The sequence below is a fragment of the Nocardia sp. NPDC004260 genome, assembly GCF_053603155.1.
In genome coordinates this window covers 1-25,550 of the sequence record NZ_JBSGEZ010000006.1, presented here as the reverse complement: position 1 = coordinate 25,550, position 25,550 = coordinate 1, and the positions used below count along the sequence as shown (strand labels likewise).

Below are 25,550 nucleotides of genomic sequence, written 5' to 3'. Positions count from 1 at the left end.
CTGCCATAGCAGGGGTGTCGCGATGGCAGCGGAGGCGGTCACTGCGGGGTGATCAGACCTTGTGGGGTTCGCTAGCGCGCAGCATGTCCTCGCGTTCGACGACCTTGACGCGCTCGCGGCCCTCCGGCTCACCGAGGGAGCGTTCGTGCGCGTCGAGGCGGTACCAACCGGCCCAGGTGGTGAACGGGATGCCCTTGCCTTCGAGGAATTCGATGACGGCCTCGGGGTCGGGCCGCTCGGCCGGGGTGAAGCCGGGAGCGTCGTCCAGCAGGCAGGCGATGGTCTCGTTGGCGTCGCCCTTGGTGTGGCCGATCAGGCCGACCGGGCCGCGCTTGATCCAGCCGGTGACGTAGGTGGCGGGCAGGTAGCGCGCGGCGCCGTCGGCGTTCTCGTCGACGAGCACGCGGCCCGCTTCGTTCGGCACGGTGCCCGCCTGGTCGTCGAACGGCAGGTTGGTCAAGTTCTGCGACAGGTAGCCGACGGCGCGGTACACCGCCTGCACGTCCCAGTCCTTGAACACGCCGGTGCCCTTGACGTTGCCGGTGCCGTCGAGCTCGGTGCGCTCGGTGCGCAGGCCGACGACCTTGCCGTTCTCGCCGAGGATTTCGGCGGGGGATTCGAAGAAGTGCAGGAACAGCTTGTGCGGCCGGTCGCCCGCGTCGCGGATGGCCCACTGCTCGAGCGTGTTGGCGACCATGTCGACCTGCTTGGAGTGACGGCGCGCGGCTTCGGAGCCTTCGTCGTAGTCGATGTCCTCGGGGTCGACGATGACCTCGATCGTGGGCGAATGGTCGAGCTCGCGCAGTTCCAGCGGGGTGAACTTGGCCTGCGCGGGACCGCGGCGGCCGAAGACGTGCACCTCGACGGCCTTGTTGGCCACCAGGCCCTTGTAGACGTTCGGCGGGATCTCGGTCGGCAGCAGTTCGTCGCCGGTCTTGGCCAGCACGCGGGCGACATCGAGGGCGACGTTGCCGACGCCAAGGACGGCGACCTTTTCCGCCTCCAGCGGCCAGGTGCGGGGGACGTCGGGGTGGCCGTCGTACCAGGAGACGAAGTCGGCGGCGCCGTAGGAGCCGTCGAGGTCGATGCCGGGGATCGGCAGGGCGCGGTCGGCGTTGGCGCCGGTGGAGAAGATCACCGCGTCGTAGAAGGCCCGCAGGTCGTCGAGGGTGATGTCGGTGCCGTAGTCGATGTTGCCGAGCAGGCGCACCTGCGGCTTGTCGAGGACCTTGTGCAGGGCGGTGATGATGCCCTTGATGCGGGGGTGATCGGGTGCGACGCCGTAGCGGATCAGGCCGAACGGCGCGGGCATGCGCTCGTAGAGGTCGATCGACACCTCGGCATCGGACTTCATCAAGGCGTCGGCGGCGTAGATCCCGGCCGGTCCGGCGCCCACGATCGCGATGCGGAGCGGGCGGGTCTTCGCGGTGTGCGCGTCAGGCCCGGAGGAGGAAGCCTGCGTCACCACGGAGGGCTCGCGGACACCGCCATCCTCTACTGCACTCTGTTCGGTCATCTCTTTACGCGCACCTTTATGGTCGAAACAATTAATGACGTCGGGCTTAGCTTAGGCTAAGTTGACGCACCGGCTCGGTCGCACCCGTCCGGTGCGGACGCCGGCGTTGCCGGCTCGTGGCTGCACGGTGCTCCGTTCGCCGCGGCGTAGAGCTGCCGATTCGCTATGACAGCAGGCCGCCGTCCCGCGATTCTATCGGGATGGCCGACGCCGCCCCGCGTCGGTGCGTGAACTCGACGGATGCCATCGACAGCCACGATTGCCGCTTACCCGCTCGCGCGCGGTCTATCGTCGCCGCGCGCCCCGGAGTCGGCGCCGCGCTGGTGTTCTGCCCGGGGCCGAGCGCTCGATACCGGCGCCGACCAGGGATCATCGAGCCATGACCGAACAGCAGCCGACCGCGGGCGAGGACGAGATCATCCGGGTCGATCAGACCGATAAACGCTCGGTGGTCCCGTTCGTCGCCGCCGCGGTGGTCGCGGCGATCGTGCTGATCGCGATCGTGCTCGGTGGTGTGCTGTCGCCCGCTGAGAAAAATGTCACAGACGCCGACCGCATCACGGCGGCCGTTCGCAATTTCGTGGACGGCTCCAACCGCAGCGACGCCGTGCCGCCGCCCGGCACCGCGTGCCAGGGCTTCGACGCCGCCCACTCACCGCTGGCGGGCCAGGACGGCGCCGGAAAGCCCGTCGAGATCACGAAAATCGACTCACCGATGGTGGACGGCGACCGGGGCAAGGCGACCGTCACCACGAAGGTGGGCGGGCAGGAGAAGACGACGACCTGGATTCTCACCAGGTCCGGCGACAAGTGGCTGGTATGCACGTGAGCGTTCGCGCAGGGTGCGACACGGTTTGACACGGTGACCCGGGTCGGTGCAATCTCAGTCGAAGGTCATGAGAACCAGTGTCAAGCCCCGGCATTGCTGGTCGGCAACCCTCCTCCGCGGTGGGGTGCTCCGGGTGACGACCTGGCGGCGCCCTGGTCCCGGGCGCGGCAAGTGCGGATTCGCAGGAGGTGCACATGAGTTATGCCGGTGACATCACCCCTCAGCAGGCTTGGGAGCTGCTGCGGGACAATCCCGAAGCCGTCTTGGTGGACGTGCGGACGGAAGCGGAATGGAGGTTCGTCGGAGTCCCCGACACGAGTCCGATCGAACGGCCGACCGTGCTGATCGAGTGGGTCGATTCCACGGGGGCGCGCAACGAGGCGTTCGTCGAGCAGCTGAAGCAAGCGCTCGACGGCCATGATCCCGAGGCTCCCGTCGTCTTCCTCTGTCGCTCCGGTCAGCGTTCGGTGGGCGCGGCGATCGCCGCCACCTCGGCGGGCTACCGCACCTCCTACAACGTGCTCGAGGGCTTCGAAGGCCCGCTCGACGAATCCGGGCATCGCGGCGGCTCCGGCTGGCGTGCCCTCGGATTGCCCTGGCGGCAGTCGTGATCACCGGCGGCGCCTTCGACAAGCCGCTGCCCGAGAGCGTCGGCCCCGCGACGCTCGGCGTGCGCGGCGGGCTGCGGCGCTCCGGTTTCGAGGAGACCGCCGAGGCGCTCTACCTCACCTCCGGCTTCGTCTACGAGAGCGCGGAGGCCGCCGAGGCCGCGTTCACCGGCGAGGTCGAACATTTCGTCTACTCCCGCTACGGCAACCCGACGGTGGCCATGTTCGAGGAGCGGATGCGCCTGCTCGACGGCGCCGAGGCGTGCTTCGCGACCGCGAGCGGCATGTCCGCGGTGTTCACCGCGCTGGGCGCGCTGCTGGGCGCGGGCGACCGGCTCGTCGCCGCGCGCAGCCTGTTCGGCTCGTGCTTCGTGGTGTGCAACGAGATCCTGCCGCGCTGGGGCGTGGAGACCGTCTTCGTCGACGGCGAGGATCTCGACCAGTGGGAACAGGCGCTGTCCGTGCCCACCCAGGCGGTCTTCTTCGAGACGCCCGCCAATCCGATGCAGACGTTGGTCGACGTGCGCCGCGTGAGCGAGCTGGCCCACGCGGCGGGCGCGAAGGTCGTGCTGGACAACGTGTTCGCCACTCCGCTGCTGCAACGCGGCTTCGAACTCGGCGCCGACGTGGTGGTCTACTCGGGCACCAAGCACATCGATGGCCAAGGCCGTGTGCTGGGCGGCGCCATTCTCGGCGACAAGGACTACATCGACGGCCCGGTCAAGACGCTGATGCGCCACACCGGCCCCGCGCTGAGCCCGTTCAACGCGTGGACGCTGCTCAAAGGCTTGGAGACGATGCCGCTGCGGGTGCGCCATTCGTCGGAGTCCGCGCTGCGCATCGCCCGCTTCCTGGAGAGCAACCCGGCCGTCAGCTGGGTGCGATACCCGTTCCTGGATTCGCATCCGCAGTCCGCGCTGGCCGCAACCCAGATGAGCGGCGGCGGCACCGTGGTCACCTTCGAGTTGAACGCGCCCGAGAACGAGGCGAAGAAGCGCGCGTTCGAAGTCCTGAACCGGTTGCGCATCGTCGACATCTCCAACAACCTCGGTGACGCCAAGTCCCTGATCACCCACCCCGCGACCACGACCCACCGCGCCATGGGCCCCGAAGGCCGGGCCACCATCGGCCTGTCCGACGGCGTCGTCCGCATCTCGGTGGGTCTGGAGGACGTGGAAGACCTGCTCCAGGATCTCGACCAAGCCCTCGCCTGAGCAGGGATCGGTCACATCGGCACGGTGACGCCGGGTGAAGACGGTGCACCGTGCAGGATCAAGTGGCTGGGAACGTCGTCTTTCTTGTCGTTCTTCTTGCCGTTCTTGTTCTTGCCCGGCAGGTCGAAGGCCAGCCGGATCGTCACGGCGCGGCCGGGCGCGATGCGTGCGAAGTCGTCGCCGGGCTGGTTGAGTCCGGCGGTGGCCGCCGCGTCGGGTGCGACGGAGCGGCCCGCGGTGGTGATCAGCCGTTGACCGGTGACGTCGAGGACTTGGTCGCGGTCGGACACGTTGGTGACCGTCAGTGTGACGATCGTTCGGGAACCGCCGCCGGAGCCCACATCTGTCACGGTGAAAGCGAAGTTTCCGTCGCGCACGGCAGTACCCCGATTCGCGGGTTGTCCGCCGGTCGGGGGCAGCGGAGTATCGGTCGGCGTAGCGGCTTCGCGGGTCGTCGGACCTGCGACGGGCGCGGACCCTATGTTGCCTCCCAGCAGCCACAACGCCGCCGCGACGACGAGCGCCGCCCCCGCGGCGACGGGTATCCATCGGCGCTTTCGCCGACGATCGAGCTGCCCGGTCGGAGCGGGTGAACGTACCCCGGGCGTCGGCTGCGCCGGAGTGGCGGCGGTCATGACGCGAGTTCGCGGGCGGGCGGCCGGTGCCGCGAGAGGCGGGGCCGGTCGCGCAATCGTGGACCGGGCCAGAGCGGCCGACGCCGCCGCGGCGAATTGCCCCGCGCTGCCATAGCGTGCGTCCGGCTCTTTGGCCATTCCCCGGGCGATGACATCGTCGAGCGCGGCCGGGACGCCGTGGGCCGCCCGCGAGGCGCGCGGCGGCTCGGCCATCAGATGCGCGCGCATCTGTTGTGCCGGATCGCCCGCGCCGTAGGGCGGTTGTCCGGTGAGGGCCTCATAGAGCACACAGGCCAGCGAATAGACATCGGACCTGGCATCGACCGTGCCGGTGAATCGCTCCGGCGCCATGTACCCCAGCGTGCCGACCACCAGCCCGGTAGCGGTGAGCGCGGTGCCGTCGGCAGCGCGGGCGATACCGAAATCGATCAGATATACGAAACCGCTGGTGTGCAGAAGGATGTTGCCCGGCTTCACATCGCGGTGCACGAGTCCGGCCGCGTGCGCGGCGTCCAGCGCCTCGGCGGCCTGGGCGACGACGTCGACGGCCCGATCCGGCGGCAGCGCGCCAGATCGCAGCCGGGTGCCCAGGTCGACGCCATCGATGTAGGCCATCTCCAAGAACAGATGGCCGTCGACCTCGCCGAACGCGTGGATGGGCACGATGTGCGGGTCGCGCGCCCGAGCTCCCAGCCGCGCCTCCCGCTCGAAGCGCTGCCGATAGAGCGAATCCGCGGTATACGCCGCGGACAGCACCTTGAGCGCCACGGCGCGGCCCTCGGGGTCGTGTGCCAACCACACCTCACCCATGCCGCCACGGCCCAGCAAGCGTTCGAGCGAGTAGTTCCCGAATGTGCCACCGGCGCTCTGCACGGACATGCCTCGACCGTATCGCCGGGTTTCGTGGCCATCGCGGGTGGGAGGGCGTCCCCTTTCGTGCTGTCGACGCCGCACGTTACGCGAAGAAGGCTTCGTCAGGCATCGGCGGTGCGCTCGATGTCGGTGAGATGGGCGATGTTGGCCCGGTCGTCCGGGGACGAGCTCGGTTCGGTGGTGAACCAGGAGTCGAGGATCTCCCGTAGCTCGGCGCTGGAAGTCGAGCGCAGGCTCAAGGCAAGCACATTGGCGTCGTTCCAGGTGCGGGCGCCCGCCGCGGTCGAGGCGTCCGCGCAGAGTGCGGCGCGGACCCCGGCGACCTTGTTGGCCGCGATGGAGGCGCCCGTGCCGGTCCAGCAGCAGACGACGGCCTGGTCGGCGTGGCCGGAGGCGACATCGCGGGCGGCCGCTTCGCTGGCCCACGCCCAGTCGTCGCGTTCCTCGTCGGACAGCGCGCCGTGCAATACGAGTTGGTGGCCGCGCTTGCCCAGTTCGTCGACCAGTTCCGCGGCCACTCCGACCAGCTCGTCCGCCGCCACCGAAATTCGCATGGGTTCAGCGTAGTTGCCGATTCGCGGGCAGTGCCGGCGATCGTCCTCTTTGACAGCATGCTGTCAAATATGACAGCATGCTGTCATGATGAAGACCGTGCACATGGCCGTTTACGACACGCTCGCCGACTGGGAGGTGGGCGCGGCGACGGCGCATATCAACAAGCCGAGCTGGCACCGGGAACCGGGAACCTGGCAGGTGAAGACGGTCGGCCTGACCGTGGAGCCGATCACGACGATGGGCGGCATGCGCATCGTGCCGGACGTTGTGCTCGCCGAGCTGACCCCCGCGGACAGCGCGATGTTGATCCTGCCGGGGGCGGACACCTGGGAGGGGCCGCAACTGGATCCGTTCGCGCACAAGGCACGCGAGTTCGTGGACGCCGGTGTTCCGGTCGCCGCGATGTGCGGTGCGACGTTCGGCTTGGCCAAGACGGGCCTGCTCGACACCCGCGAGCACACCAGCAACGTCGCCGAATACCTTCGCTACAGCGGGTATTCGGGCGCGCACCACTACGTCGACGAACCGGCCGTCACCGACGGTGACGTCATCACCGCCGGGGCGAGCGCGCCGTTCGAGTTCGCGCGCGAGGTGCTCGGCAGGCTCGGCGTGTACGAGCCGCATGTGCTGGATGGCTGGTACGCGTTGTACGCGCACTCCGATCCGGCCGGATGGGCGGTGCTGGCGGAATACGACGCGCAGCACGCGTAAGCGAGAATCGTCCGGGGGTACGGATCGCCGAGAGGCCTCGGGAGGTGAAGCATGAACGCTGATCAGGAGCTGTTCGCCGCGGCGGCGATCACGTCGTTCCGCCTGAACGGTCAATTCCTCGCGATCGCCGAGGAGATGGCGCGACCGGCAGGTCTCACCGCCGCCTGGTGGCAGGTGCTCGGCGCGGTCTTGCGAGCGCCGTTGCCCGTAGCGGGGATCGCCAGGGAAATGGGCATCACCCGCCAGAGCGTGCAGCGCATCGCGGATCTATTGGTGGGCAAGGGCCTTGCCGAATACCGTCCCAATCCCGCACACCGCCGGGCGAAACTCGTCGCGATCACCGACGCGGGACTGGCCGCGGTCCGTCGGATCGACCCGCAGCACGCGGTGATGGCGCGGCGATTCGCCGAAGAACTCGGCCGCGAGCAACTCGCGCTGACCGTCGAGGTGCTCGCCAGATTGTCCGCCGCGGTGGACGCGATCACCGCGGATGACCACCCCGGCGACCATCCGGAATAGCGTTCGGCCGCAGCGCAGGTCGCGGTCGTGTGTCGGAACGCGGGTACGAACCGGAAGGGCCGCCGTCTCCTCGTACGAGGCAGTGGTGAGCGGCGGGTGTCCGTGTCGGGGCGTCATGGACTGGTCGGCGGACGCGTGGGTCAGGCCTCGAACGGCGACCTGGTCTTGCCGATCAGATCGGCGACGGAGTCCACCACCATCGTCGGGCGGTAGGGGTAGGCCTCGAAGGACGCGCGGGTGGAGATGCCCGAGGTGACCAGGATGGTGCGCATGCCCGCTTCCAGGCCGGAGATGACGTCGGTGTCCATCCGGTCGCCGATCATCACCGTCGACTGGGAATGTGCGCCGATGCGGCGCAGCGCGGAGCGCATCATCAGCGGGTTCGGCTTGCCGACGTAGTACGGGTCGCGTCCGGTGGCGCGGGTGATCAGCGCGGCCACCGAGCCGGTCGCGGGCAGCGAGCCATCGCGGGACGGGCCGGTCGGGTCGGGGTTGGTCGCGATGAAACGGGCGCCTCGCTCGACCAGCCGGATCGCGGTGGTGATGGCCTCGAAAGAATACGTGCGGGTCTCGCCGAGGACGACGTAGTCCGGGTCGCTGTCGGTCAGCACGTAGCCGATCTCGTGCAGTGCGGTGGTGAGGCCGGATTCACCCACCACGTAAGCGGTGCCGTTGGGGCGCTGTTCGTTCAGGAAGGTGGCGGTGGCCAGCGCGGAGGTCCAGATCGCTTCTTCCGGGATGTCGAGCCCGGTGTGCCGCAGTCGCGCCTGTAGATCGCGCGGCGTGCGGATCGAATTGTTCGTCAACACCAGGAACGGTGTCTCGTTGGCGCGCAGTTCGGCGAGGAACTTGTCGGCGCCCGGAATGAGATGGTCCTCGTGCACCAGCACGCCGTCCATATCGGTCAAGTAGGACAGGATCGGCTCGTCGTCTGCGCTCACGCGGCCATTATCCGCTATCGCCGCGCGGCGGCCACCGCAGAAACATTTCGCCCCCGCCGCGGTGTTCTCCGCTGTGAAGATCATCCGCGTCGGGCCGTCGGCGCGGAGGGCGGCAGCGTTGACTACTGTCGATGACGGATCGCGATGGCGGCGAAACGAAACGCGAGGAGCGTGCAGATGAGCGGACTCAAGCTCGGATACAAGGCATCGGCGGAGCAGTTCGGTCCCCGTGAACTCGTCGAGATCGCGGTGCTGGCCGAGCAACACGGCTTGGACAGCGCCACCGTGAGCGACCATTTCCAGCCCTGGCGGCACAAGGGGGGACACGCGCCCTTCTCGCTGGCCTGGCTGGCCGCGGTCGGTGAGCGCACCCAGCGCATCCAGCTCGGCACGTCGGTACTCACCCCGACGTTCCGCTACAACCCCGCGGTGATCGCGCAGGCATTCGCCACCCTGGGTTGCCTGTACCCCGATCGCGTGATGCTCGGTGTCGGCACCGGTGAGGCGCTCAACGAGATCGCCACCGGATACACCGGCGAATGGCCGGAGTTCAAGGAGCGTTTCGCGCGCCTGCGCGAGGCGGTCGACCTGATGCGCGCCCTGTGGACCGGCGACCGCGTCGACTTCGACGGCGAGTACTACAAGACCGTCGGGGCCTCCATCTACGACGTGCCCAAGGGCGGTGTCCCGATCTACGTCGCCGCGGGCGGCCCGCTGGTCGCGCGGTACGCCGGTCGCGCGGGCGATGGCTTCATCTGTACCTCGGGCAAGGGGATGGACCTCTACACCGAGAAGTTGATGCCCGCTGTCGCCGAGGGCGCGGCGAAGGCAGGCCGCAGCGTCGACGACATCGATCGGATGATCGAGATCAAGCTCTCCTACGACACCGATCCGGAACTGGCCAGGGAGAACACCCGGTTCTGGGCTCCGCTGTCGCTCACCCCGGAGCAGAAGCACAGCATCACCGACCCGATCGAGATGGAGGCCGCCGCCGACGCGCTGCCCATCGAGCAGATCGCCAAGCGCTGGATCGTCGCCAGCGACCCAGACGAGGCCGTCGCCCAGATCAAGCCCTACGTCGACGCGGGCCTCAACCACCTGGTCTTCCACGCCCCCGGCCACGACCAGCGCCGCTTCCTCGACCTCTTCCAGCGCGACCTGGCCCCCCGCCTCCGCGCCCTGGCCTGACCGTGCACGGGTGGCACACCACGGAGAGGGCTTCCTCGGCCGATGCCGCAGTGGTGTGCCCCTCGCGAAGTCACGCCCGGCGGAGGGCGAAGATGCGCAGGTCGCGGGTGGTGCGGGAGCGGTAGGCGGCGTAGGCGCCGGTGATGTCGACGAAGCGTTGGAAGATCGCGTCTTTGTCGGGAGTCTCGACGGGGGTGGCGGTCACCTGGATGCGTTCGCCCGCGATCGCCACCGTCGCGGTGGGGTCGGCCAGGAGGTTCGCGGTCCAGGCCGGATGGTGCGCTCGGCCGAAGTTGCTGCCGATCACGTAGAGCGTGTCGCCGTCGTGCACGTACAGCAGCGGCTGGGTGCGCGGTTGGCCGGACTTGCGTCCGATCGTCGTCAGCAGGATGACCGGCGCGCCGATCGGGCCGAGCGCGGTGTACTTGGCATGGGTGCGCTCCAGGACCGCCCGGTCCAGCGGCGTGAGGGCCCGGACGACTCGGGAGCCGGGCTTGGTGGCCGCGAATCTGCTTGCCGCGCGCGCGAATAGGTTGGTCCGCGAACCCCACTGCCGGTCCGGAAATTGCTCAGCCATGCCCGGACTATAGCGGCCCGGGATACCGGCTTCGGCGGCTTCGCGCCCGGACGTATCGGACTTCGCCGAGCAGGCCGCTGACGTCAACGTGGGCCACGCCACCACCTGCTGCCGTCGACCACCGGGTCCACTCTGTGGTCGCGCTCTGTTGGCCGGTGGGTGACGATCGTCGCGCGGCGGGTTCCGGTTGCCGCTGGTTCACTAAGCTCTGGGACATGGCCGACAACGCTCCATCCGCCGTGTACATCGCCTCTCCCGAAGGCGACACCGGTAAGTCGACGGTGGCCCTCGGGGTATTGCAGACGCTGTGCGCGACGGCCGCGCGGGTCGGGGTGTTCCGGCCGATCACACGCTCGACCACCGAACCCGACTACATCCTCGAACTGCTGCTCGAGCACAGCACGGCGGACATCGACTACGCGCAGGCGATCGGCACCACCTACGAGCAGGTGCACGCCGATCCGGACGCGGCGATCAGCGAGATCGTGCTGCGCTTCCACGAGGTCGCCAAAGTGTGCGACGCGGTGGTGGTGGTCGGCAGCGACTACACCGACGTGGCCAGCCCCAGCGAGCTGCGCTTCAACGCCAGGATCGCGGTCAATCTGGGCGCACCCGTGTTGCTGGTGGTCCGCGGCGCCGGGCGCACTCCGGACGAGGTGAAGCAGTTGGCCGAACTGTGCGCGTCGGAGCTGGCGCACGAGCACGCGCAACTCGTCGCCATCATCGCCAACCGCTGCGACCCGCAGCGGCTGGACGAGGTGAGTGCGGCGCTCGGCGGGTTCGACGTCCCGTCCTGGACACTGCCCGAGGTCCCCTTGCTGATCGCCCCCACCATGGCCGAGCTGTGTGCCGCCATCGACGGCGAGATGTACAGCGGCGATCCGGAATTGCTGCACCGCGAGGCGCTGAAGGTCATGGTCGGCGGCATGACCGCCGAGCACATCCTGGAACGGCTGACCGAGGGCGTGGTGGTGATCGCGCCGGGCGATCGGTCCGACGTACTGCTGAGCGTCGTGAACGCGCACGAGGCCGAGGGCTTTCCGTCGCTGTCGGGCATCATCATGAACGGCGGCCTGCTGCCGCATCCCGCGGTGGCGCGGCTCATGACCGGCCTGAAACCCAAGTTGCCGATCCTCACCACCGAGCTCGGCACCTACGACACGGCGGGCGCCGCGTACCGCAGCCGCGGCCGCATGTCCGCGGGCAACCCGCGCAAGGTGAACACCGCTCTGGCTCTGATGGAGGAGCACGTGGACGCCGCGGAGCTGTTGCGGCGCATCGACGTTCCGCACAGTCCGGTGGTCACGCCGCAGATGTTCGAATACCAGCTCATCGAGCGCGCGCGAGCCGATCGCAAACGCATCGTGCTGCCGGAGGGCGACGACGACCGTATCCTGCGCGCGGCCGGGCGGGTGTTGCAGCGCAAGATCGCCGATCTGGTCATCCTCGGCGACGAGACGGCGGTGCGCGCCCGCGCCGCCGAGCTCGGGGTGGACATCTCCGCCGCGCAGGTGCTCGACCCACGCAACTCCGGCTACCTGGACGAGTTCGCCGCCGAATACGCCGAACTGCGCAAACACAAGGGCATCACGCTGGAGCGCGCCCGCGAAACCGTCGCCGACATCTCGTATTTCGGCACCATGATGGTGTACAAGGGGATCGCCGACGGCATGGTCTCCGGCGCGGCGCATACCACGGCGCACACCGTCCGCCCGTCGCTGGAGATCATCAAAACGGTGGAAGGCGTCTCCACCGTCTCCAGCGTGTTCCTGATGTGCCTGGCCGACCGGGTGCTCGCGTACGGCGATTGCGCGGTCGTGCCGGATCCGACCGCGGAGCAGCTGGCCGATATCGCGATCTCGTCCGCGGCGACCGCCGACCGCTTCGGCATCGAGCCCCGGGTCGCGATGCTGTCGTACTCCACCGGCGAATCCGGTAGCGGGGCGGACGTGGACAAGGTGCGCGTCGCGACGAAGCTGGCGCGCGAGCGCGCACCGAAGTTGCCGGTGGAGGGGCCGATCCAATACGACGCCGCGATCGAACCGACCGTCGCCGACGCCAAGCTGCCCGATTCGGAAGTCGCCGGGCGCGCCACGGTGTTCGTGTTTCCCGACCTCAATACCGGCAACAATACCTACAAGGCGGTGCAGCGCAGCGCGGGCGCGATCGCGATCGGCCCGGTGCTGCAAGGTCTGCGCAAGCCGGTCAACGATCTGTCGCGCGGCGCGCTGGTGGCCGACATCGTCAACACCGTGGCGATCACCGCCATCCAGGCGCAGGACAGTTGATGCGTGCGTTCGCCGTCGCGGCGCGGGCGCGGCGCGGAACAAGCGCGTGGTGATCGTGGTTGCCGAGCGAGTGCGACGCGACCGCGGGACACAGGAGGCGTGATGAGCAAGACGGCCGAGGGCATGGTGCTGGTGATCAATTCCGGCTCCTCGTCCATCAAATACCAGCTGGTGGATTTGGATTCGGACGTGGTCGCGGCCTCGGGCGTGGTCGAGCGGATCGGCGAGGAGGAAAGTTCGATCGAGCATCGCGCCGACGGCGAGACCACCGAGCGCCGCGAGCGGATCGCCGACCACGCCGCCGGGCTGCGACTGATCTTCGACACGTTCGCCGCGACGGGCCACGACTTGGTACGCGAAGGCGTGCGGGCGGTCGGGCACCGGGTGGTGCACGGCGGCGAGGTGTTCTACCGGCCCACCCTGATCGACGACAACGTGGTGGCCGCGATCAGCGAACTAGCCGCGCTGGCGCCGCTGCACAATCCGGCCAACGTCGCCGGGATCGAGAGCGCGCGGGCGCTGTTGCCGGGCGTGCCGCAGGTCGCGGTGTTCGACACGGCGTTCTTCCACGGCTTGCCCGCCGCCGCGAAAACCTACGCCATCGACGCCAAAGTGGCGGCCGCGCACGGCATTCGGAAGTACGGCTTCCACGGCACCTCGCACGAATACGTGTCCGGCTGCGCGGCCGAGTTCCTCGGGCGTGACCCCGCCGAGCTGAACCAGATCGTCTTCCACCTCGGCAACGGCGCGTCGGCCTCGGCCATCCGCGGCGGTCGTCCGATCGATACCAGCATGGGCCTCACTCCGCTGGAAGGCCTGGTGATGGGCACCAGGTCCGGTGATCTCGATCCCGGCATCGTGGCGCATCTGGCGCGGTCGGCGCACCTGGACATCGATGCGATCGACACGCTGCTCAACTGGGATTCCGGGATCAAGGGCCTGTCCGGCGTGAACGACTTCCGCGAACTGCGCCGTCTCATCGACGGCGGGGACGAGGCCGCGCGGCTGGCCTACGACGTGTACATCCATCGGCTGCGGCGTTACCTCGGCGCGTACCTGATCGACCTCGGCGGCGTCGACGCGATCACCTTCACCGCAGGAGTCGGCGAGAACAGCCCACAGGTGCGCGCCGACGCCCTGGCCGGTCTCGGCGCGTTCGGCATCGAGGTGGATCCTGCGGCCAACACCGCGGAAAACCGTGCCGCGCGGCGTATCTCCCCGCCCGGCGCACCGGTCGCGGTGCTCGTGGTGCCGACCAACGAGGAACTGGCCATCGCCCGCGCCGCGCGGCACGTGGTCGACGGCTAGATCCAGGTCTTCGCGCGAATGAGGTTGGCCAGGTCGACGAGCGCGTAGCGATGCCTGCGGTTGGGCGCTCCGCGAGCCAGCGAGCGCAGGGCCGTCTCGGCGCCGGCGCGGAGTTCGCGTTCGGTGAACGGCGCGCCGAACAGTGTGGCATCGGGGCGCTTCGGCGTGTTGCCCGCCTGAAGCCACGCGAGGGCCGCGCCGAGTACCAGCACCCGCATCTGCACCGCGCGACTCTCGCCCGCGGGCAGGCTCAGCATCCGAGACGCCGAGATGTGCAGGGTGGCCTCGTCGAGATCGGCTATCGGCGCGGTGGTGAGCATCAGCAGCACCGCCGTCATCCGCGCGGTGGTGAAATGCCGTGACGCGGCGGGCACGGCGTCCAGCGCCTGCACGGCCTCGGCCACCCGCTCGCCCGCCGCCAGCTGCCTGGCCAGCCCGAAGGCGGCGCTCACCACGGTGCGGTCGGTGCGCCAGACGGTCGCGTAAGCCTGCTCGGCATAGCTGCGCCACTGTTCGGGATCCGGCGAATCCCAATGCTGGAGTATGAGTTCGGCCGTCGCGGCGAGCGCCAGCTGGGGGGCGAGTTCGCCGGGGAGCACACGGAAGACCTCGTCGAAGTTGGTGAAGGCGCGCTCGTACTCCCGGTCGAGCAATTCGGCCATGCCCCGAAACCAGCTCACCCGCCACTCCCGTTCGGGCAGCCGCGCCAGCAAGTCCAGCACCGTGGCGGACTCGCGCAGATCGAGCCGCACGCGCGCCTCGGCGAGGGTGAGTTCCAGTTCGAGCGTCTCCGGGGCGTTGCCGGGATCGGCCTCGGCTCGCTCACGTGCGTGCCGCAGCGCCTCCAGCGCGTGGGCGGGCTCGGGATGCACGGCGGCCGAGAGCAGGGGCGCCGACGGGTCGGCCGGATCCAGCAGCGGAATCGGCAACGCCGCCACCACATCCGGGGCGTCGAGCAGGCTGCTGCGGGGGCGGCCGTCGGTGTAGGCGTCGGTTTGACTGATCAATTCCTCGGTGCCGAAACTGGACCGCGGCGGCGTGAAGACGGTGGACAACTGCGGGTGTTCGGTCTCGGTCTCCAGCGCGAGGATCTCCCGCAGCACGCCCGACATCTGGGCGGACATCGCACGGGCGGAGGGAAAGCGGCGCCGCGGGTCCGGGTCGGTGGCGCACAGCAGCAGACGATGGAAACACTGGTAGCGAGCCAGCACCGGCTGGTCGGCGGGGTCGGGCAGGCCGTCGAGGTACCGTCCGTGCTCCGAAGGCATGTTCAAGGTGAGCACGGCCAGCGTGCGCCCCACGGTGTAGACATCGGAGGCGACGGTCGGGCCCGTACGCGCGATCTCCGGCGCCTGGAACCCTCTGGTGCCGTATAGGTTCCCGTACGCTTCGATGGTGGCGACGGCCCCGAGATCGATCAGTTTGACCTGGTCGTCGGTGACCATCACGTTGTCGGGCTTGAGGTCGTTGTAGGTCAGGCCGGTCGAGTGCAGGTAGTCCAGCGCGGGCAGGATCTCCAGCAGGTAGGCGATCGCCTCGGTGACCGGCATGCGCTTCGGGCGTTCGTAGGAGTCGAGGATGTCGCGCAGCGACCGGCCGCCCACGTACTCCATGACGATGTAGCCGACGGGGGTGCCGTCCGCGCCGGCATGCTCGACGAAGTTGTAGATCTTGACGATGCTGGGGTGCGCCACCTCGGCGAGGAATTGGCGTTCGGCCATGGCGACCGCCTGCGCTTCGGCGTCACCGGCGTGCAGCAGGCCCTTCAGCACGACCCAGCGGTCGCTGACATTGCGGTCGATCGCCAGATAGATCCAGCCGAGTCCGCCGTGCGCGATGCAGCCCTGGATCTCGTACTGTCCCGCCACCATGTCGCCCGGGTACAGCGTGGGACGGAAGTCGAAGGGCGCCTCGCAGGTCGCGCAGGTGCCCGCCGTGGTCGCGGGCCGGGTCGCCGTCGCCCGGCCGACCGGTTTGCCGCAGCGCCAGCAGAATCGCCTGCCTTCGGAGACCACCGCGTTGGTGAGCACGGCGTCGCGGGGATCCGCGGGCGTCACCGTCGGTATCGGCACCAGCCCGGCGCCGAGCCGCCGCACCGCGGGCCGGGTGCGCGCGGTGCGCACGCTGCGTCCGGAGGTGCGCTGCGGAGCCGACGCGGGTTCGGAATCCGTGCGTCGCGTCTGATCCGATGTCGCCGCGTACGCCGCCGTGCCCTGGGTTCCGTCCGGTTCCGGTGTCTCCCGCCCTTCGGCGGGGTCGCGTAGCCACGCGGCCGTGCTCGATGTCGTTTCCGCGCGGTTCACCTGCGATCGGGTCGCGTCCGAATCCGCCTCTTCCGCCGACTGTTCCGCATCCGCGGGCGATGGTTCGCGTTCCGTGTCCGGTGGGTTGTCCCGCGTGGGCGGGTCATGTTGCTCCGCGCCGGTGCGGTCCGGTGTGTCGTCGGTGGGCGAGGCCGATTCCTCTGCGTCGCGCACGGCAGGGTTCCGTGGGGTCCGCGCGTCTTCGGGGGGATCAATGTCCTCGACGCGGTTCAATGCGACTGTGCCGAACGAGGTCGCCGTACGACCGATCGGCGTATACGTGGTGTGCTCGATTTCTTCGGCCGCAACCGTTTCCGGCTCGCCCGCACCCGCGCGCCGCCCCGTTCCCGTGGCATGAGCCCCCAGTTGCCGCGGGTCCGCGTGGTCTCCACGCGACGGTTTCGCCGCCGCCGCGTTCTGCTGCCGCCCGGCCGACGCGCTGGATCCACCGTCGAACACAGCGGCCGGGCCGGGCCCTACCGCGGCGTTCTCGTCCGGGTCGGGCTCGGGGGCCTGCCGTGTGCTCATCGACCCGTCAGTCCTGATACGTAGGGGCGGGTGGAGCGGGTACGGGGCCGAGGACGGTGAGATATTTCTGGTACAGCCCGACCCAAGTGCCGTCGTTACGGATACGTTCCAGTGTGCCGTTGACGAAGCGGACCAGGTCGTCGTTGCCCTTGGTGATGCCGATGCCGTACGGCTCCTCGCTGATGCTGCCGCCGACCAGCTCGGTGTACGGGTCCTGCGCGGCCAGGCCGGCGAGCACGGCGTCGTCGGTGCTCACCGCGTCGACCTGGCGCTGTTGCAGCACAACCAGACAGTCGGCCCAGCTCGGCACGGTGAGGATGGTCGCGGCGGGCTGGTCGCGGCGCATGTGCTCCAGCGACGTGGTGCCCGAGACGATGCACACCCGTCGGCCCGCCAGATCGGCCAGGCCGCGGATCCCGGAGTTCTTCACCGCGAGCACCCGTTGGTTGGCGCGCAGATAGACGGTGGAGAACGTGACCTTCTCGCGGCGCTCGCAGTTGATCGTCATGGTCTTGGCGACCAGGTCGACGGTGCGGTTCTGCAACGCCGTCTCCCGCTCGGCGGAGCCGAGGCTGCGGAACTCGATCAGATCCGGGCTGCCGAGCAGATCGCGGGCCACTTCCCTGGCGATGTCGGCGTCGAAACCGACGATGGCGCCGGAGATGGGGTCACGGTAGCTGAACAGGTTGCTGCCGGTGTCCAATCCGACGAGCAGCCTGCCGCGCGCCCGGATCGCGTCGATCGCCGAGCCGCGCGCGGCCGCGCCCGCTCCGGTCGGACGCAGGCTCGCGGTCGGGTCTCCACACCGCGACGTGCCCGGCGACGGCGGGACCGGCGAATCGGTGAGCACCGGTACGGCCTTGGCGGGCAACGGGGGATCGGTGTACTTCGGCGTCTTGCCCGACACCGGCGCGCCGGAATCGCTCGCACAGCCGCTCGCCAGCGTCACGACGACGAGAGTGGCCACCAGAATGCCGCGCGCGGATCTCATCGGTACTCCCGAAGCCGGGGCCAGATGCCCAGTCCGACATAGCCTGCCGCCAGTATGCCGAGCACCATCGCGCCCGCGCCCAGGAAGTCCAGGATGCGGGCCGCCTGGGAGATCCTCTCGCGTAGCGTGTCCCTGGTGGCGGCGATGCCTTGCTCCAGCGAACGGTCCAGCGCCTCCACCTGCACGGTGACGTCCGCCGAGCCGGGTCCGGTCGCCACCACGGCCGCGCTGTTGAAATCGCCCTTCGCCAGCGCGTCGTTCATGCGCTGGTGCGCCACCCGCCAGCGCGCCAGGGCAGGCACGGCATTGCGCATCTCGTTCGCCGCGGGCGCGGAGCCGGGATACTTGCCGATCAGATCGGCCAGCCGTTCGATGTCCGCGTCGTAGGTGCGGTCGTAGTCGCCGGTCGCGTCGCGGCGCACCAATTTCAAGGTCTCCGCGGCGCGGGCCTGCTGCACCAGGATGCGGCTCTCGGTCAACCGGGACGAGGGCACCGCGCCGTCGTCGCGAGCGCTGATCATCGCCGCCGCCGACACCGAGCCCGCGATCACCGTCCACGCGAGCAGGATCAGCATGGCCACCGACGCGAGCACCAGGCCCGGGTTGAGCACCCGCCGCCAGCGTCGCGCCAGATCGCGCTGGACCCAGACCAGCACGCCGAGGGTGAGCAGCAGCAGGCCGATCGCGGACCACGGCGGGCGCACGTGGTTGCGCTGCGCGGCGGTCACCGCCGCCGAGCGATGATTGTGCAGTTCCTCGGCCATCGGCAGCAGCGTCGTCTGCATCTGGTTGGAGGCCTCGCTCAAATACGCGGCGCCGACCGGATATCCGCTGCGATTGTTCGTCCGTGCGGTTTCCACCAGACCGGAGTACACCGGCAGGCCGGTGACTATGCCGGTGCGCAGCCGCGCATCCGGATCGGCCGCCGCGTCGGATTGGGTGACCAATTCCGCGGACGCTTCGCCCAGTGCCTGCGTGTAGCGATCCCGCACCGCCTGCGGCTCCAGCCCGCCGGAGATGAAGGCGGTGCTCGCCGCGGCGTCCGCGATCGACAGCGAAGTGTAGAGCCGGAGCGCGGAGTGCGCGTCCGGTTCGGTGTCGCGCAGCAACACATCAAGGCCCTGCTGTCGGTCACCGACCGTCCCGGCGGTCACCGAGCCCGCGGCCAGGCACAACCCGATGAGCAGCAGCCCGAGCGCGATCAGCCGTCCCGGTGAGGAATTGGCGAACGAACGCAGATTGGTCAGGTCGAGACGTTCGCGCACCACCGCGACGCTCAGGCCGCCCGGATCGTCCCCACCGGCGGGCTCGGGCGCGGACGACGGCCGGAGTTCGGCCGTCGTCGGCTCGGAGCTAGCCATGTCCACCTCCCCAGTTTGGGCCGCGTACGCGGATTTCTCGACGGCTGGACCGGATATCCGATCGATCCGTGCGTGTTGGTGCGGAGTTTATTGTGGTCGTACGGGCGCCGCGGCGTGTGAAACACCCCCGATTGGGAGGAGACGGCGGTGAGGCGCTGCCCGCGGCTGGACGAGGATGGGTACGACATGCGTGGTGACGGTGACGGTTGGTCGCATGGCCCGGACGGATTGCGGCACTGGGGGCGCTTCGGCGCCGCCGGACTGCTGCTGCGCGCTCCGCTGGCCGAAGGCGGTTCGGCGGTGCTGCTGCAACACCGCGCGCCGTGGAGTCATCAAGGCGGGACCTGGGCGTTGCCCGGCGGTGCGCGGGACAGTCACGAGACGCCCGTGCACGCGGCGGTCCGCGAGGCGTGGGAAGAGGCGGGCATCGATCCGGCCGACGTCCGGGTGCGCGGCGAGCGGGTGACGGCGTCGGCCCTGAGCGGCTGGACCTACACCACGGTCGTCGCCGACGCGGTGATGACGCTGCCGACCACCGGCAATCGCGAGAGCACCGAATTGGCCTGGGTCCCCGAGGACGACGTCGACGCCCGCCCGCTGCATCCCGGTTTCGCCGCGTCCTGGCCCACTCTGCGCGCCGCACCGGCGCGCGTGCTGCTCGCCGAACTCGGCGACGATCGAGCCGTCGCCGCCGCCCTGCCGCGCACGCTCGACCTCGCCCACCTCGGTTTCGTTTGGCTGCATTCGGATCCGGCCGGGCCGGGCGACTACGCCAGGATCGTCGACGAGCCGGGTGTGCAGGCCGCGGAGCCCGCGTCGAACGGGAACACGGCGGTGGAGACCGCGCTTTCGTTCACCCGCGGACAGGTGCTTTCCTGACCGCGGCGCTCACGCGTTCGCCAGTAGCGCCGTTTTCAGCTCGCGCGCCGCGGCTTCCGGATCGCGTGCCTCGGTGATCGCGCGCACCACGACGACCCGCTTCGCCCCGGCTTCCAGCACTTGCGCCAGGTTCTCGCCGTTGATCCCGCCGATCGCGAACCAGGGCCGGGTGGGATGGGCGTCCGCGGTGGAGCGAACCAGCTCGGGGCCCGCCGCCTGCCTGCCGGGTTTGGTCGGGGTCGCCCAGATGGGGCCGGTGCAGAAGTAATCGATGTGCTCATCGATCGCGGCGAGCCCGGCCTGCGCGCGATTGTGCGTGGATCGTCCGATCACCACGTCGGGCCCGAGGATTCGGCGGGCGTACCAGGGCGGCAGGTCGGCTTGGCCGAGGTGCAGCACGTCGGCGGTGGCGGCGAGGGCGATGTCGGCGCGATCGTTCACCGCGACCAGCCCGCCGTGCCTGCGTGCGGCGGCCTTGAGTTCGGCCAGCGCGCCGAGCTCGGCCCTGGCCTCCAGCGGGCCGAACTCGGCCTCGCCCGGTGATCCTTTGTCCCTGAGCTGGATGATGTCGACTCCGCCTGCGAACGCGGCCTCGGCGAACTTGGCCAGATCGCCCTTCTCCCGGCGAGCGTCGGTGCACAGGTACAGCCGCGCGTTCGTCAGACGCTCCCGCGGCGAGGCGGGTCGATTGGGGTGGGAGGGTTGCACGCCTTCGACCGTAGCCGCGCTACCGTGGGGATGCGAAACAGGAGGCAGGTGGATCGGATGCGGACTCTGGCCGTCGTCGGTGGCGGCGCCGTCGGGCTCGCCGTGGCCTGGCGGGCCGCCGAGGCCGGTTGGTCGGCCACCCTGTTCGATCCGGCTGTCGCCACCGGGGCCTCCTGGGTGGCCGGGGGCATGCTCGCACCGCTGTCGGAAGGCTGGCCCGGCGAGGATCGGGTGCTCGAATTCGGCGCCGCGTCGCTGGCCCGCTGGCCGGAATTCGCCGCCCGGCTGGCGGACGCGACCGGCGTCTCGGTTTTCGTTGCGGACGAGACCATGACCGTCGCGCTGGACGCGGCCGACGCGGCCGACCTGCGCACCGTGGCCGATTGGGTCGGCGGACGCGGGCACGAGCTGCGCCTGCTGGACCGCGCCGGAGTGCGTGAGCGGGAACCCGGCCTGGCCAGGACGGTGCGCGCCGCGCTGCTCGCACCCGCCGAACCCGCGATCGACAACCGCAAGCTGGTCGCCGCGCTGCGGCAAGCCGCCGAGGCGGCCGGCGTCGTGGTGCGCGCCGAGTCCGTAGACTCGCTGACGGAACTTCCGCACGATCAAGTCGTGCTCGCCGCGGGAGCCGCGTCGGCGGCATTGTGGCCGGAGCTGCCGGTTCGCCCGGTCAAGGGCGAGATCCTGCGCCTGCGGCAACGGCCCGGCGTCGCGCCCGCGCCGCGCCGGGTGATCCGAGCCAGAGTGCACGGGCGCGCGGTCTACCTGGTGCCGCGCGCCGACGGAATCGTCGTCGGCGCCACGCAGTACGAGGCGGGTTTCGACACCGCGGTCACCGTCGCGGGCGTCCGCGACCTGATCGCCGACGCGGAGGCGGTGTTCCCCGGCATCGGCGAATACGAACTCGCCGAAGCGAGCGCCGGTTCCCGGCCGGGCAGCCCGGACAATCTGCCGTTGATCGGCTGGCTCACCGACCGGATCATCGCGGCCACCGGGCACGGCCGCAACGGCATGCTCACCCTGCCGCTCACGGTGGACGCGGTGGCGAGCCTGCTCGGCGGGGCAATGCTGCCCGAAGCGGAAGTAGCCGACCCGCAACGCTTTTCGACGACTGTAGGAGGAATTCGATGACGCTGTCATCCGTCCCCATCGGTGTCACGGTGAACGGCGACGAGCACGAGTTCGCCGAGCCGCTGACCGTGCGCGAGTTGTTGGAGCGCCTCGGACTGCCGTGCCGGGGTGTCGCGCTCGCGGTGGACGGAGCCGTGTTCCCCAAGTCGCGCTGGGACGAACCGGTCGGGCGCGGCTGGCAGATCGAGGTGCTGACGGCGGTTCAAGGTGGCTGAGGCTGCGACGGCATCCGCACACGCTCCACTGCGCATCGCGGACCGGGAGTTCGGTTCCCGCCTGATCATGGGCACCGGCGGCGCGGAGAACCTCGCCGTGCTGGAGGAGGCGCTGATCGCCTCCGGCACCGAGTTGACCACCGTGGCCATGCGGCGCATCGACGCCGCGGGCGGTACCGGCGTACTCGACCTGTTGAAACGACTGAACATCGCGCCGCTGCCGAACACGGCCGGTTGCCGCACCGCGGCCGAGGCCGTGCTCACCGCGCAGCTGGCGCGGGAGGCACTGGACACCAACTGGGTGAAGCTCGAGGTGGTCGCCGACGAGCGCACCCTGCTGCCGGACCCCGTCGAACTGCTCACCGCCGCGGAACAACTCGTCGACGACGGCTTCGTCGTGTTGCCCTACACCAACGACGATCCGATCCTGGCCCGCCGTCTGGAGGAGACGGGCTGCGTGGCGGTGATGCCGCTGGGCGCGCCCATCGGTACCGGCCTCGGCATCGGCAACCCGCACAACATCGAGATGATCGTCGCCGAAGCGAAGGTGCCGGTCATCCTGGACGCGGGCATCGGCACCGCGAGCGACGCCGCCCTCGCCATGGAACTCGGCTGCTCCGCGGTGTTGCTGGCCACCGCCGTCACCAGGGCGAAGCGCCCCGAGTTGATGGCCGCGGCGATGGCGGACGCGGTGCGCGCGGGATACACCGCGCGCTTGGCCGGGCGCATCCCGAAGCGCTTCTGGGCTCAGGCATCGTCCCCGGGGCTGTGAGGCGTCGGGCTCGAGTCCAGAGGCTCGGGATGTCGATCACGGCTTTCGGATTTCCTGAACAGGTGGCGACACCACGCATGTGGCGACACCACTCGGCGGACGAGCCCGGTCAGCGGCGCTGGGGAGCGGCGGTCTCCGCCATACGAGGGCGAGGGTAGCCACGTCGGAGGTGCCGCGATCATTTGGCGGGACGCTGGTCACCCTGGGGCTCAGCGAATGACGAAAAGGGATTCGCGTCAAGCCGTATCGCGTGCTCGGCCCTCACTCCGTCGGCGACTGATGGCGGGCCAGTCGCCCCCGGACCCAGCCGTTGACGGAAGCGGGTCTCGCCACGTCGTAGCAGGTGCCTGCCATCACTCGGTGTGCGAGTCCGGGCGCGCTGGGTTCGGGCCTCAGCCGTTGACGAAGGTGAGGTTCGTCGCGTCGTAACGGTCGCCAGCCACTTGCTCCGGCGGGGCGGCGGCCTCGATGGCGGCGAGGTCGTCGGCGGACAGCTCGATGGTCAGCGCTGCGAGGTTCTCCGCCAGGTATCGCTGCCGTCGGGTGCCGGGGATCGGCACCACATCATCGCCCCGATGCTGTACCCAGGCCAACGCGAGTTGGCCGGCGGTGACGCCCTTCGCCGCGGCCAGCTCGTTCAGCTCGGCGACGATCGCCAGGTTCCGTTCGAGGTTGCCGTCGGCGAAGCGAGGCTGACTGCGCCGCACGTCGTTGTCCGCCAGACCTTCCACCGAGTCGTACCGTCCGGTCAGGAATCCACGCCCGAGCGGCGAGAAGGGGACCACGCCGATGCCGAGCTCACGGCAGACCGGGACGATCTCCGCCTCCAAATCGCGGGTCCACAACGACCACTCGCTCTGCAACGCGGCGATCGGATGCACCGCGTGCGCGCGCCGAATGGTGTCCGCGCCCGCCTCCGACAGCCCGAGGTGCCTGACCTTCCCGGCCCGTACCAGTTCGGCCATCGCGCCGACGGTCTCCTCGATCGGCACCTGCGGGTCCACCCGGTGCAGGTAGTAGAGGTCGATGTGGTCGACGCCGAGCCTGCGCAGCGATGCCTCGCATGCCTGTCGCACGTAGGCCGCGTCGCCGCGGATGTGCGTGGGCTCGCCCAAGCGGTTGGCGAAGCCGAATTTCGTGGCGAGCACCACCTCGTCTCGCCGCCCTGCGACGGCCCGCCCGATCAGCTCCTCGTTGTGCCCCGCGCCGTAGAAGTCGGCGGTGTCCAACAAGGTGACCCCCAGGTCGAGGGCATGGTGCAGCGTCGCGATCGACTGCTCGTCGTCCGCGGCGCCGTAGCCGTGACTCATACCCATGCACCCCAGGCCCTGCGCGGAAACGGTCAGCCCACCGAGCTGCCGGGTCGGGACCTCGTTCATGCTGCTACCTCCTGCACTCGAATTCGTCGGCCCCGACGCTAGGTGCTGGAGCGCGCTCCATGTCAACCATTCCCGCGAGTGGCACATGGTCGAGAGTCTTCTCGCGCTTCGCCGCAACCATGTGCCACTCGCTTCTCCTCAGGCGCGGGTGGCGCGGCGTTCGTAGCGAGTGCGGGCTCGTTGGTAGGCCGTTCGGAGGAGTTCTCGGGTGGGGGTGCTGGTTCGGGGGCCGGGGTTGATGACCGCTAGCCAACCGGCGGAGGCGTAGACGGGGTGGGGGAGGAGCGTGTCCGTCGCGCTCGGGTCTTGGTGGGTCGATTGGGCCGTCCACTGGATGAAGACCTCTTTCCCGGCGGCGATGTTGACGCGGAATGCCTCTGGGCGGTCCAGGCCGGAACTCTCGTCGCCGGGGTAGTTCTTCGTGACGATCGTGGCGAAGGGCTGGGTCGCCTTCGGTACTACGCCGTCCGGTGAGTAGTAGAAGAACGTATCGCCCCAGCTGATCTCCGGTGAGCCGTCACCGGGGCCAGGGCGCAAGGTGAGGACTCCGTCGAGGGCGGAGACGAAGCCGATGATCTCGTCGATGGTCATGCATTCCAGCGTTTCATTAAGGTGCTTGTGGAGACTTCGAGCAGGAGACGCATGGCAAATGGCGTGACAAGTCGCAACTCCGCAATGCGTACGGCCGATGTGGCGCTGCGGGCCGGGTACTCCGTGCAGCAGATCCGCAACCTCGAACGCGACGGTGTGCTGCCGACGGCGATACGCACTGCGACCGGCTACCGCAGGTACGGCGAGGTGCATGTGCGTTCCGCACTCGCTTATCGGGCGCTGGCGGCCGGCGTCGGCCCCGTCGAGGCCAAGCGCATCGTTCGTGCCGTCCACGAGGGACCGTTTCCCCAGGTGCTCGCCTTGCTCGACGCGGCACACGCCCGGCTGGACCGGGAACGCACCGATCTGACACTCGCCGAACGGGCGGCGGAGGTGATCGCCGCCGAGCCGATCGCCGACGTGCGCCCTTCGGATGCGATGGGCGTCGCCGAACTCGCCGCCGCGCTGGGCGTGCGCCCGTCGACACTGCGACACTGGGACGCGGAGGGACTCGTGGTCCCGGATCGCGTGACCGCACAGGGCACGCGAAGGTATTCGCCCGCCCAAGTCCGGGATGCCCGCATCGTGCACCAGCTGCGCCGGGCCGGGTATCGCGTCGACACGCTGAAGACCTTGATGCCCGACCTACCGCGCGGCCACCGATCCGAGGATGTCGAGGCGGCGCTGGCGGCGCGAAACGCGAGCATCACGGCCCGCTCCCATGCCCTGCTCGACGCTTCGGCCGCGCTCAGTGCCGTATTCGCGCTCACAAACCCCTAGCTTGAGTTTTAACCTCTGAGCTGGGTTTTTATCCTGTTCGGCGGGGTCGTGGCCCGGGGGGTTTGGATGGCTTCTGGTTGCTGGGTGTTTTGATGTGCACGTCGTAGCGGGGTGCTGGACGCTGGTTGCGGTGGCCGGCTGGTCGACCGG

General features: G+C 69.6%; 24 protein-coding genes and 1 riboswitch. Of the genes, 13 read left to right on the top strand and 11 right to left on the bottom strand.

Features of this window, described 5'->3' with window-relative positions; translation table 11 throughout:
- Positions 1–52 precede the first annotated feature (52 nt).
- Positions 53–1,516: an FAD-dependent oxidoreductase gene (locus ACWEO7_RS05730; protein ID WP_356962821.1), complete on the bottom strand. Its 1,464-nt coding sequence runs from the start codon at positions 1,514–1,516 to the stop codon at positions 53–55.
- Between the two features lie 379 nt (positions 1,517–1,895).
- Here ACWEO7_RS05730 and ACWEO7_RS05725 point away from each other — a divergent pair, with 379 nt between their 5' ends.
- The 3 genes from ACWEO7_RS05725 to ACWEO7_RS05715 all read left to right on the top strand — a co-directional run bounded on the left by ACWEO7_RS05725 (position 1,896) and on the right by ACWEO7_RS05715 (position 4,167).
- Complete coding sequence (locus ACWEO7_RS05725; RefSeq protein ID WP_452421104.1) at positions 1,896–2,345, top strand: Rv0361 family membrane protein; 450 nt, start codon at positions 1,896–1,898, stop codon at positions 2,343–2,345.
- A gap of 63 nt (positions 2,346–2,408) precedes the next feature.
- Positions 2,409–2,525: riboswitch (SAM riboswitch) on the top strand.
- A gap of 14 nt (positions 2,526–2,539) precedes the next feature.
- On the top strand, positions 2,540–2,956 hold the full coding sequence (locus ACWEO7_RS05720; RefSeq protein WP_452421102.1) for a rhodanese-like domain-containing protein: 417 nt from the start codon (positions 2,540–2,542) through the stop codon (positions 2,954–2,956).
- Positions 2,953–4,167, top strand: a complete 1,215-nt coding sequence (locus tag ACWEO7_RS05715) for an O-succinylhomoserine sulfhydrylase (protein ID WP_452421100.1) — start codon at positions 2,953–2,955, stop codon at positions 4,165–4,167. The genes ACWEO7_RS05720 and ACWEO7_RS05715 overlap by 4 nt, the downstream gene beginning before the upstream one ends.
- A gap of 11 nt (positions 4,168–4,178) precedes the next feature.
- Here ACWEO7_RS05715 and ACWEO7_RS05710 read toward each other — a convergent pair whose 3' ends face one another.
- Positions 4,179–5,681: a serine/threonine-protein kinase gene (locus tag ACWEO7_RS05710; RefSeq protein ID WP_452421098.1), complete on the bottom strand. Its 1,503-nt coding sequence runs from the start codon at positions 5,679–5,681 to the stop codon at positions 4,179–4,181.
- A 95-nt stretch (positions 5,682–5,776) separates the two neighbouring features.
- Entirely contained in the window at positions 5,777–6,229 is a 453-nt protein-coding gene (locus ACWEO7_RS05705; protein WP_450015359.1) for an RpiB/LacA/LacB family sugar-phosphate isomerase, read from the bottom strand.
- 85 nt (positions 6,230–6,314) lie between these two features.
- On the opposite strand from ACWEO7_RS05705, the gene ACWEO7_RS05700 reads away from it, so the two are divergent.
- Positions 6,315–6,941 (top strand): type 1 glutamine amidotransferase family protein, encoded by a 627-nt coding sequence (locus tag ACWEO7_RS05700; protein WP_452421096.1) that lies wholly within the window; start codon positions 6,315–6,317, stop codon positions 6,939–6,941.
- Positions 6,942–6,992: 51 nt separating this feature from the next.
- Positions 6,993–7,460, top strand: a complete 468-nt coding sequence (locus ACWEO7_RS05695) for a MarR family winged helix-turn-helix transcriptional regulator (RefSeq protein WP_452421094.1) — start codon at positions 6,993–6,995, stop codon at positions 7,458–7,460.
- A gap of 140 nt (positions 7,461–7,600) precedes the next feature.
- Here ACWEO7_RS05695 and ACWEO7_RS05690 read toward each other — a convergent pair whose 3' ends face one another.
- A complete protein-coding gene (locus tag ACWEO7_RS05690) occupies positions 7,601–8,359 on the bottom strand; it encodes an HAD-IIA family hydrolase (protein WP_450015565.1) in 759 nt (252 codons plus the stop codon).
- A 219-nt stretch (positions 8,360–8,578) separates the two neighbouring features.
- On the opposite strand from ACWEO7_RS05690, the gene fgd reads away from it, so the two are divergent.
- Complete coding sequence (fgd, locus tag ACWEO7_RS05685; RefSeq protein ID WP_452421092.1) at positions 8,579–9,589, top strand: glucose-6-phosphate dehydrogenase (coenzyme-F420); 1,011 nt, start codon at positions 8,579–8,581, stop codon at positions 9,587–9,589.
- Positions 9,590–9,659: 70 nt separating this feature from the next.
- Here the strand turns inward: fgd and ACWEO7_RS05680 are convergent, their stop codons facing one another.
- Entirely contained in the window at positions 9,660–10,166 is a 507-nt protein-coding gene (locus ACWEO7_RS05680) for a nitroreductase/quinone reductase family protein (protein ID WP_452421090.1), read from the bottom strand.
- Positions 10,167–10,381: 215 nt separating this feature from the next.
- Here ACWEO7_RS05680 and pta point away from each other — a divergent pair, with 215 nt between their 5' ends.
- Both pta and ACWEO7_RS05670 read left to right on the top strand, forming a co-directional pair.
- Positions 10,382–12,454, top strand: a complete 2,073-nt coding sequence (gene pta, locus ACWEO7_RS05675; protein WP_452421088.1) for a phosphate acetyltransferase — start codon at positions 10,382–10,384, stop codon at positions 12,452–12,454.
- Positions 12,455–12,556: 102 nt separating this feature from the next.
- Positions 12,557–13,762, top strand: a complete 1,206-nt coding sequence (locus ACWEO7_RS05670; RefSeq protein ID WP_452421086.1) for an acetate kinase — start codon at positions 12,557–12,559, stop codon at positions 13,760–13,762.
- Here ACWEO7_RS05670 and ACWEO7_RS05665 read toward each other — a convergent pair.
- Genes ACWEO7_RS05665 through ACWEO7_RS05655 form a run of 3 tightly spaced genes read right to left on the bottom strand, consistent with a single transcriptional unit; the run spans position 13,759 to position 18,945 of the window.
- Positions 13,759–16,593, bottom strand: coding sequence for a tetratricopeptide repeat protein (locus ACWEO7_RS05665; protein ID WP_452421084.1), 2,835 nt, complete (start codon positions 16,591–16,593; stop codon positions 13,759–13,761). The genes ACWEO7_RS05670 and ACWEO7_RS05665 overlap by 4 nt on opposite strands.
- 7 nt (positions 16,594–16,600) lie before the next feature.
- On the bottom strand, positions 16,601–17,584 hold the full coding sequence (locus tag ACWEO7_RS05660) for a glutamate ABC transporter substrate-binding protein (protein WP_452421083.1): 984 nt from the start codon (positions 17,582–17,584) through the stop codon (positions 16,601–16,603).
- Complete coding sequence (locus tag ACWEO7_RS05655; RefSeq protein ID WP_450015377.1) at positions 17,581–18,945, bottom strand: hypothetical protein; 1,365 nt, start codon at positions 18,943–18,945, stop codon at positions 17,581–17,583. Before ACWEO7_RS05655 ends, ACWEO7_RS05660 begins: the two co-directional genes overlap by 4 nt.
- 186 nt (positions 18,946–19,131) lie before the next feature.
- On the opposite strand from ACWEO7_RS05655, the gene ACWEO7_RS05650 reads away from it, so the two are divergent.
- Positions 19,132–19,824, top strand: a complete 693-nt coding sequence (locus ACWEO7_RS05650; RefSeq protein WP_452421253.1) for an NUDIX hydrolase — start codon at positions 19,132–19,134, stop codon at positions 19,822–19,824.
- 9 nt (positions 19,825–19,833) lie between these two features.
- Here the strand turns inward: ACWEO7_RS05650 and thiE are convergent, their stop codons facing one another.
- Entirely contained in the window at positions 19,834–20,532 is a 699-nt protein-coding gene (gene thiE, locus ACWEO7_RS05645; RefSeq protein WP_452421081.1) for a thiamine phosphate synthase, read from the bottom strand.
- A 57-nt stretch (positions 20,533–20,589) separates the two neighbouring features.
- Between thiE and thiO the strand changes: the two genes are divergently transcribed.
- The 3 genes from thiO to thiG are packed head-to-tail and all read left to right on the top strand — an operon-like array spanning position 20,590 to position 22,650.
- Complete coding sequence (gene thiO / locus ACWEO7_RS05640; protein ID WP_452421079.1) at positions 20,590–21,663, top strand: glycine oxidase ThiO; 1,074 nt, start codon at positions 20,590–20,592, stop codon at positions 21,661–21,663.
- Positions 21,660–21,878 carry a sulfur carrier protein ThiS gene (gene thiS / locus ACWEO7_RS05635; protein ID WP_355071584.1) on the top strand — a complete coding sequence of 73 codons (219 nt, stop codon included), beginning with the start codon at positions 21,660–21,662 and terminating at the stop codon, positions 21,876–21,878. Before thiO ends, thiS begins: the two co-directional genes overlap by 4 nt.
- Positions 21,871–22,650, top strand: coding sequence for a thiazole synthase (gene thiG / locus ACWEO7_RS05630; RefSeq protein WP_452421077.1), 780 nt, complete (start codon positions 21,871–21,873; stop codon positions 22,648–22,650). Before thiS ends, thiG begins: the two co-directional genes overlap by 8 nt.
- Positions 22,651–23,042: 392 nt before the next feature.
- Here the strand turns inward: thiG and ACWEO7_RS05625 are convergent, their stop codons facing one another.
- A complete protein-coding gene (locus tag ACWEO7_RS05625; protein ID WP_452421076.1) occupies positions 23,043–24,029 on the bottom strand; it encodes an aldo/keto reductase in 987 nt (328 codons plus the stop codon).
- 138 nt (positions 24,030–24,167) lie between these two features.
- Positions 24,168–24,620, bottom strand: coding sequence for a DUF6194 family protein (locus tag ACWEO7_RS05620; protein ID WP_452421074.1), 453 nt, complete (start codon positions 24,618–24,620; stop codon positions 24,168–24,170).
- An 84-nt stretch (positions 24,621–24,704) separates the two neighbouring features.
- On the opposite strand from ACWEO7_RS05620, the gene ACWEO7_RS05615 reads away from it, so the two are divergent.
- Complete coding sequence (locus tag ACWEO7_RS05615; protein WP_452421072.1) at positions 24,705–25,400, top strand: MerR family transcriptional regulator; 696 nt, start codon at positions 24,705–24,707, stop codon at positions 25,398–25,400.
- Positions 25,401–25,550: the final 150 nt, after the last annotated feature.

Coding starts and splice junctions, on each gene's coding strand:
- ACWEO7_RS05730 (WP_356962821.1), bottom strand. CDS start 1,516: ATGACCGAACAGAGTGCAGTAGAGGATGGCGGTGTCCGCGAGCCCTCC.
- ACWEO7_RS05725 (WP_452421104.1), top strand. CDS start 1,896: ATGACCGAACAGCAGCCGACCGCGGGCGAGGACGAGATCATCCGGGTC.
- ACWEO7_RS05720 (WP_452421102.1), top strand. CDS start 2,540: ATGAGTTATGCCGGTGACATCACCCCTCAGCAGGCTTGGGAGCTGCTG.
- ACWEO7_RS05710 (WP_452421098.1), bottom strand. CDS start 5,681: ATGTCCGTGCAGAGCGCCGGTGGCACATTCGGGAACTACTCGCTCGAA.
- ACWEO7_RS05705 (WP_450015359.1), bottom strand. CDS start 6,229: ATGCGAATTTCGGTGGCGGCGGACGAGCTGGTCGGAGTGGCCGCGGAA.
- ACWEO7_RS05700 (WP_452421096.1), top strand. CDS start 6,315: ATGATGAAGACCGTGCACATGGCCGTTTACGACACGCTCGCCGACTGG.
- ACWEO7_RS05695 (WP_452421094.1), top strand. CDS start 6,993: ATGAACGCTGATCAGGAGCTGTTCGCCGCGGCGGCGATCACGTCGTTC.
- ACWEO7_RS05690 (WP_450015565.1), bottom strand. CDS start 8,359: ATGGACGGCGTGCTGGTGCACGAGGACCATCTCATTCCGGGCGCCGAC.
- fgd (WP_452421092.1), top strand. CDS start 8,579: ATGAGCGGACTCAAGCTCGGATACAAGGCATCGGCGGAGCAGTTCGGT.
- ACWEO7_RS05680 (WP_452421090.1), bottom strand. CDS start 10,166: ATGGCTGAGCAATTTCCGGACCGGCAGTGGGGTTCGCGGACCAACCTA.
- pta (WP_452421088.1), top strand. CDS start 10,382: ATGGCCGACAACGCTCCATCCGCCGTGTACATCGCCTCTCCCGAAGGC.
- ACWEO7_RS05670 (WP_452421086.1), top strand. CDS start 12,557: ATGAGCAAGACGGCCGAGGGCATGGTGCTGGTGATCAATTCCGGCTCC.
- ACWEO7_RS05665 (WP_452421084.1), bottom strand. CDS start 16,593: ATGAGCACACGGCAGGCCCCCGAGCCCGACCCGGACGAGAACGCCGCG.
- ACWEO7_RS05660 (WP_452421083.1), bottom strand. CDS start 17,584: ATGAGATCCGCGCGCGGCATTCTGGTGGCCACTCTCGTCGTCGTGACG.
- ACWEO7_RS05655 (WP_450015377.1), bottom strand. CDS start 18,945: ATGGCTAGCTCCGAGCCGACGACGGCCGAACTCCGGCCGTCGTCCGCG.
- ACWEO7_RS05650 (WP_452421253.1), top strand. CDS start 19,132: ATGCGTGGTGACGGTGACGGTTGGTCGCATGGCCCGGACGGATTGCGG.
- thiO (WP_452421079.1), top strand. CDS start 20,590: ATGCGGACTCTGGCCGTCGTCGGTGGCGGCGCCGTCGGGCTCGCCGTG.
- thiS (WP_355071584.1), top strand. CDS start 21,660: ATGACGCTGTCATCCGTCCCCATCGGTGTCACGGTGAACGGCGACGAG.
- ACWEO7_RS05625 (WP_452421076.1), bottom strand. CDS start 24,029: ATGAACGAGGTCCCGACCCGGCAGCTCGGTGGGCTGACCGTTTCCGCG.
- ACWEO7_RS05620 (WP_452421074.1), bottom strand. CDS start 24,620: ATGACCATCGACGAGATCATCGGCTTCGTCTCCGCCCTCGACGGAGTC.
- ACWEO7_RS05615 (WP_452421072.1), top strand. CDS start 24,705: ATGCGTACGGCCGATGTGGCGCTGCGGGCCGGGTACTCCGTGCAGCAG.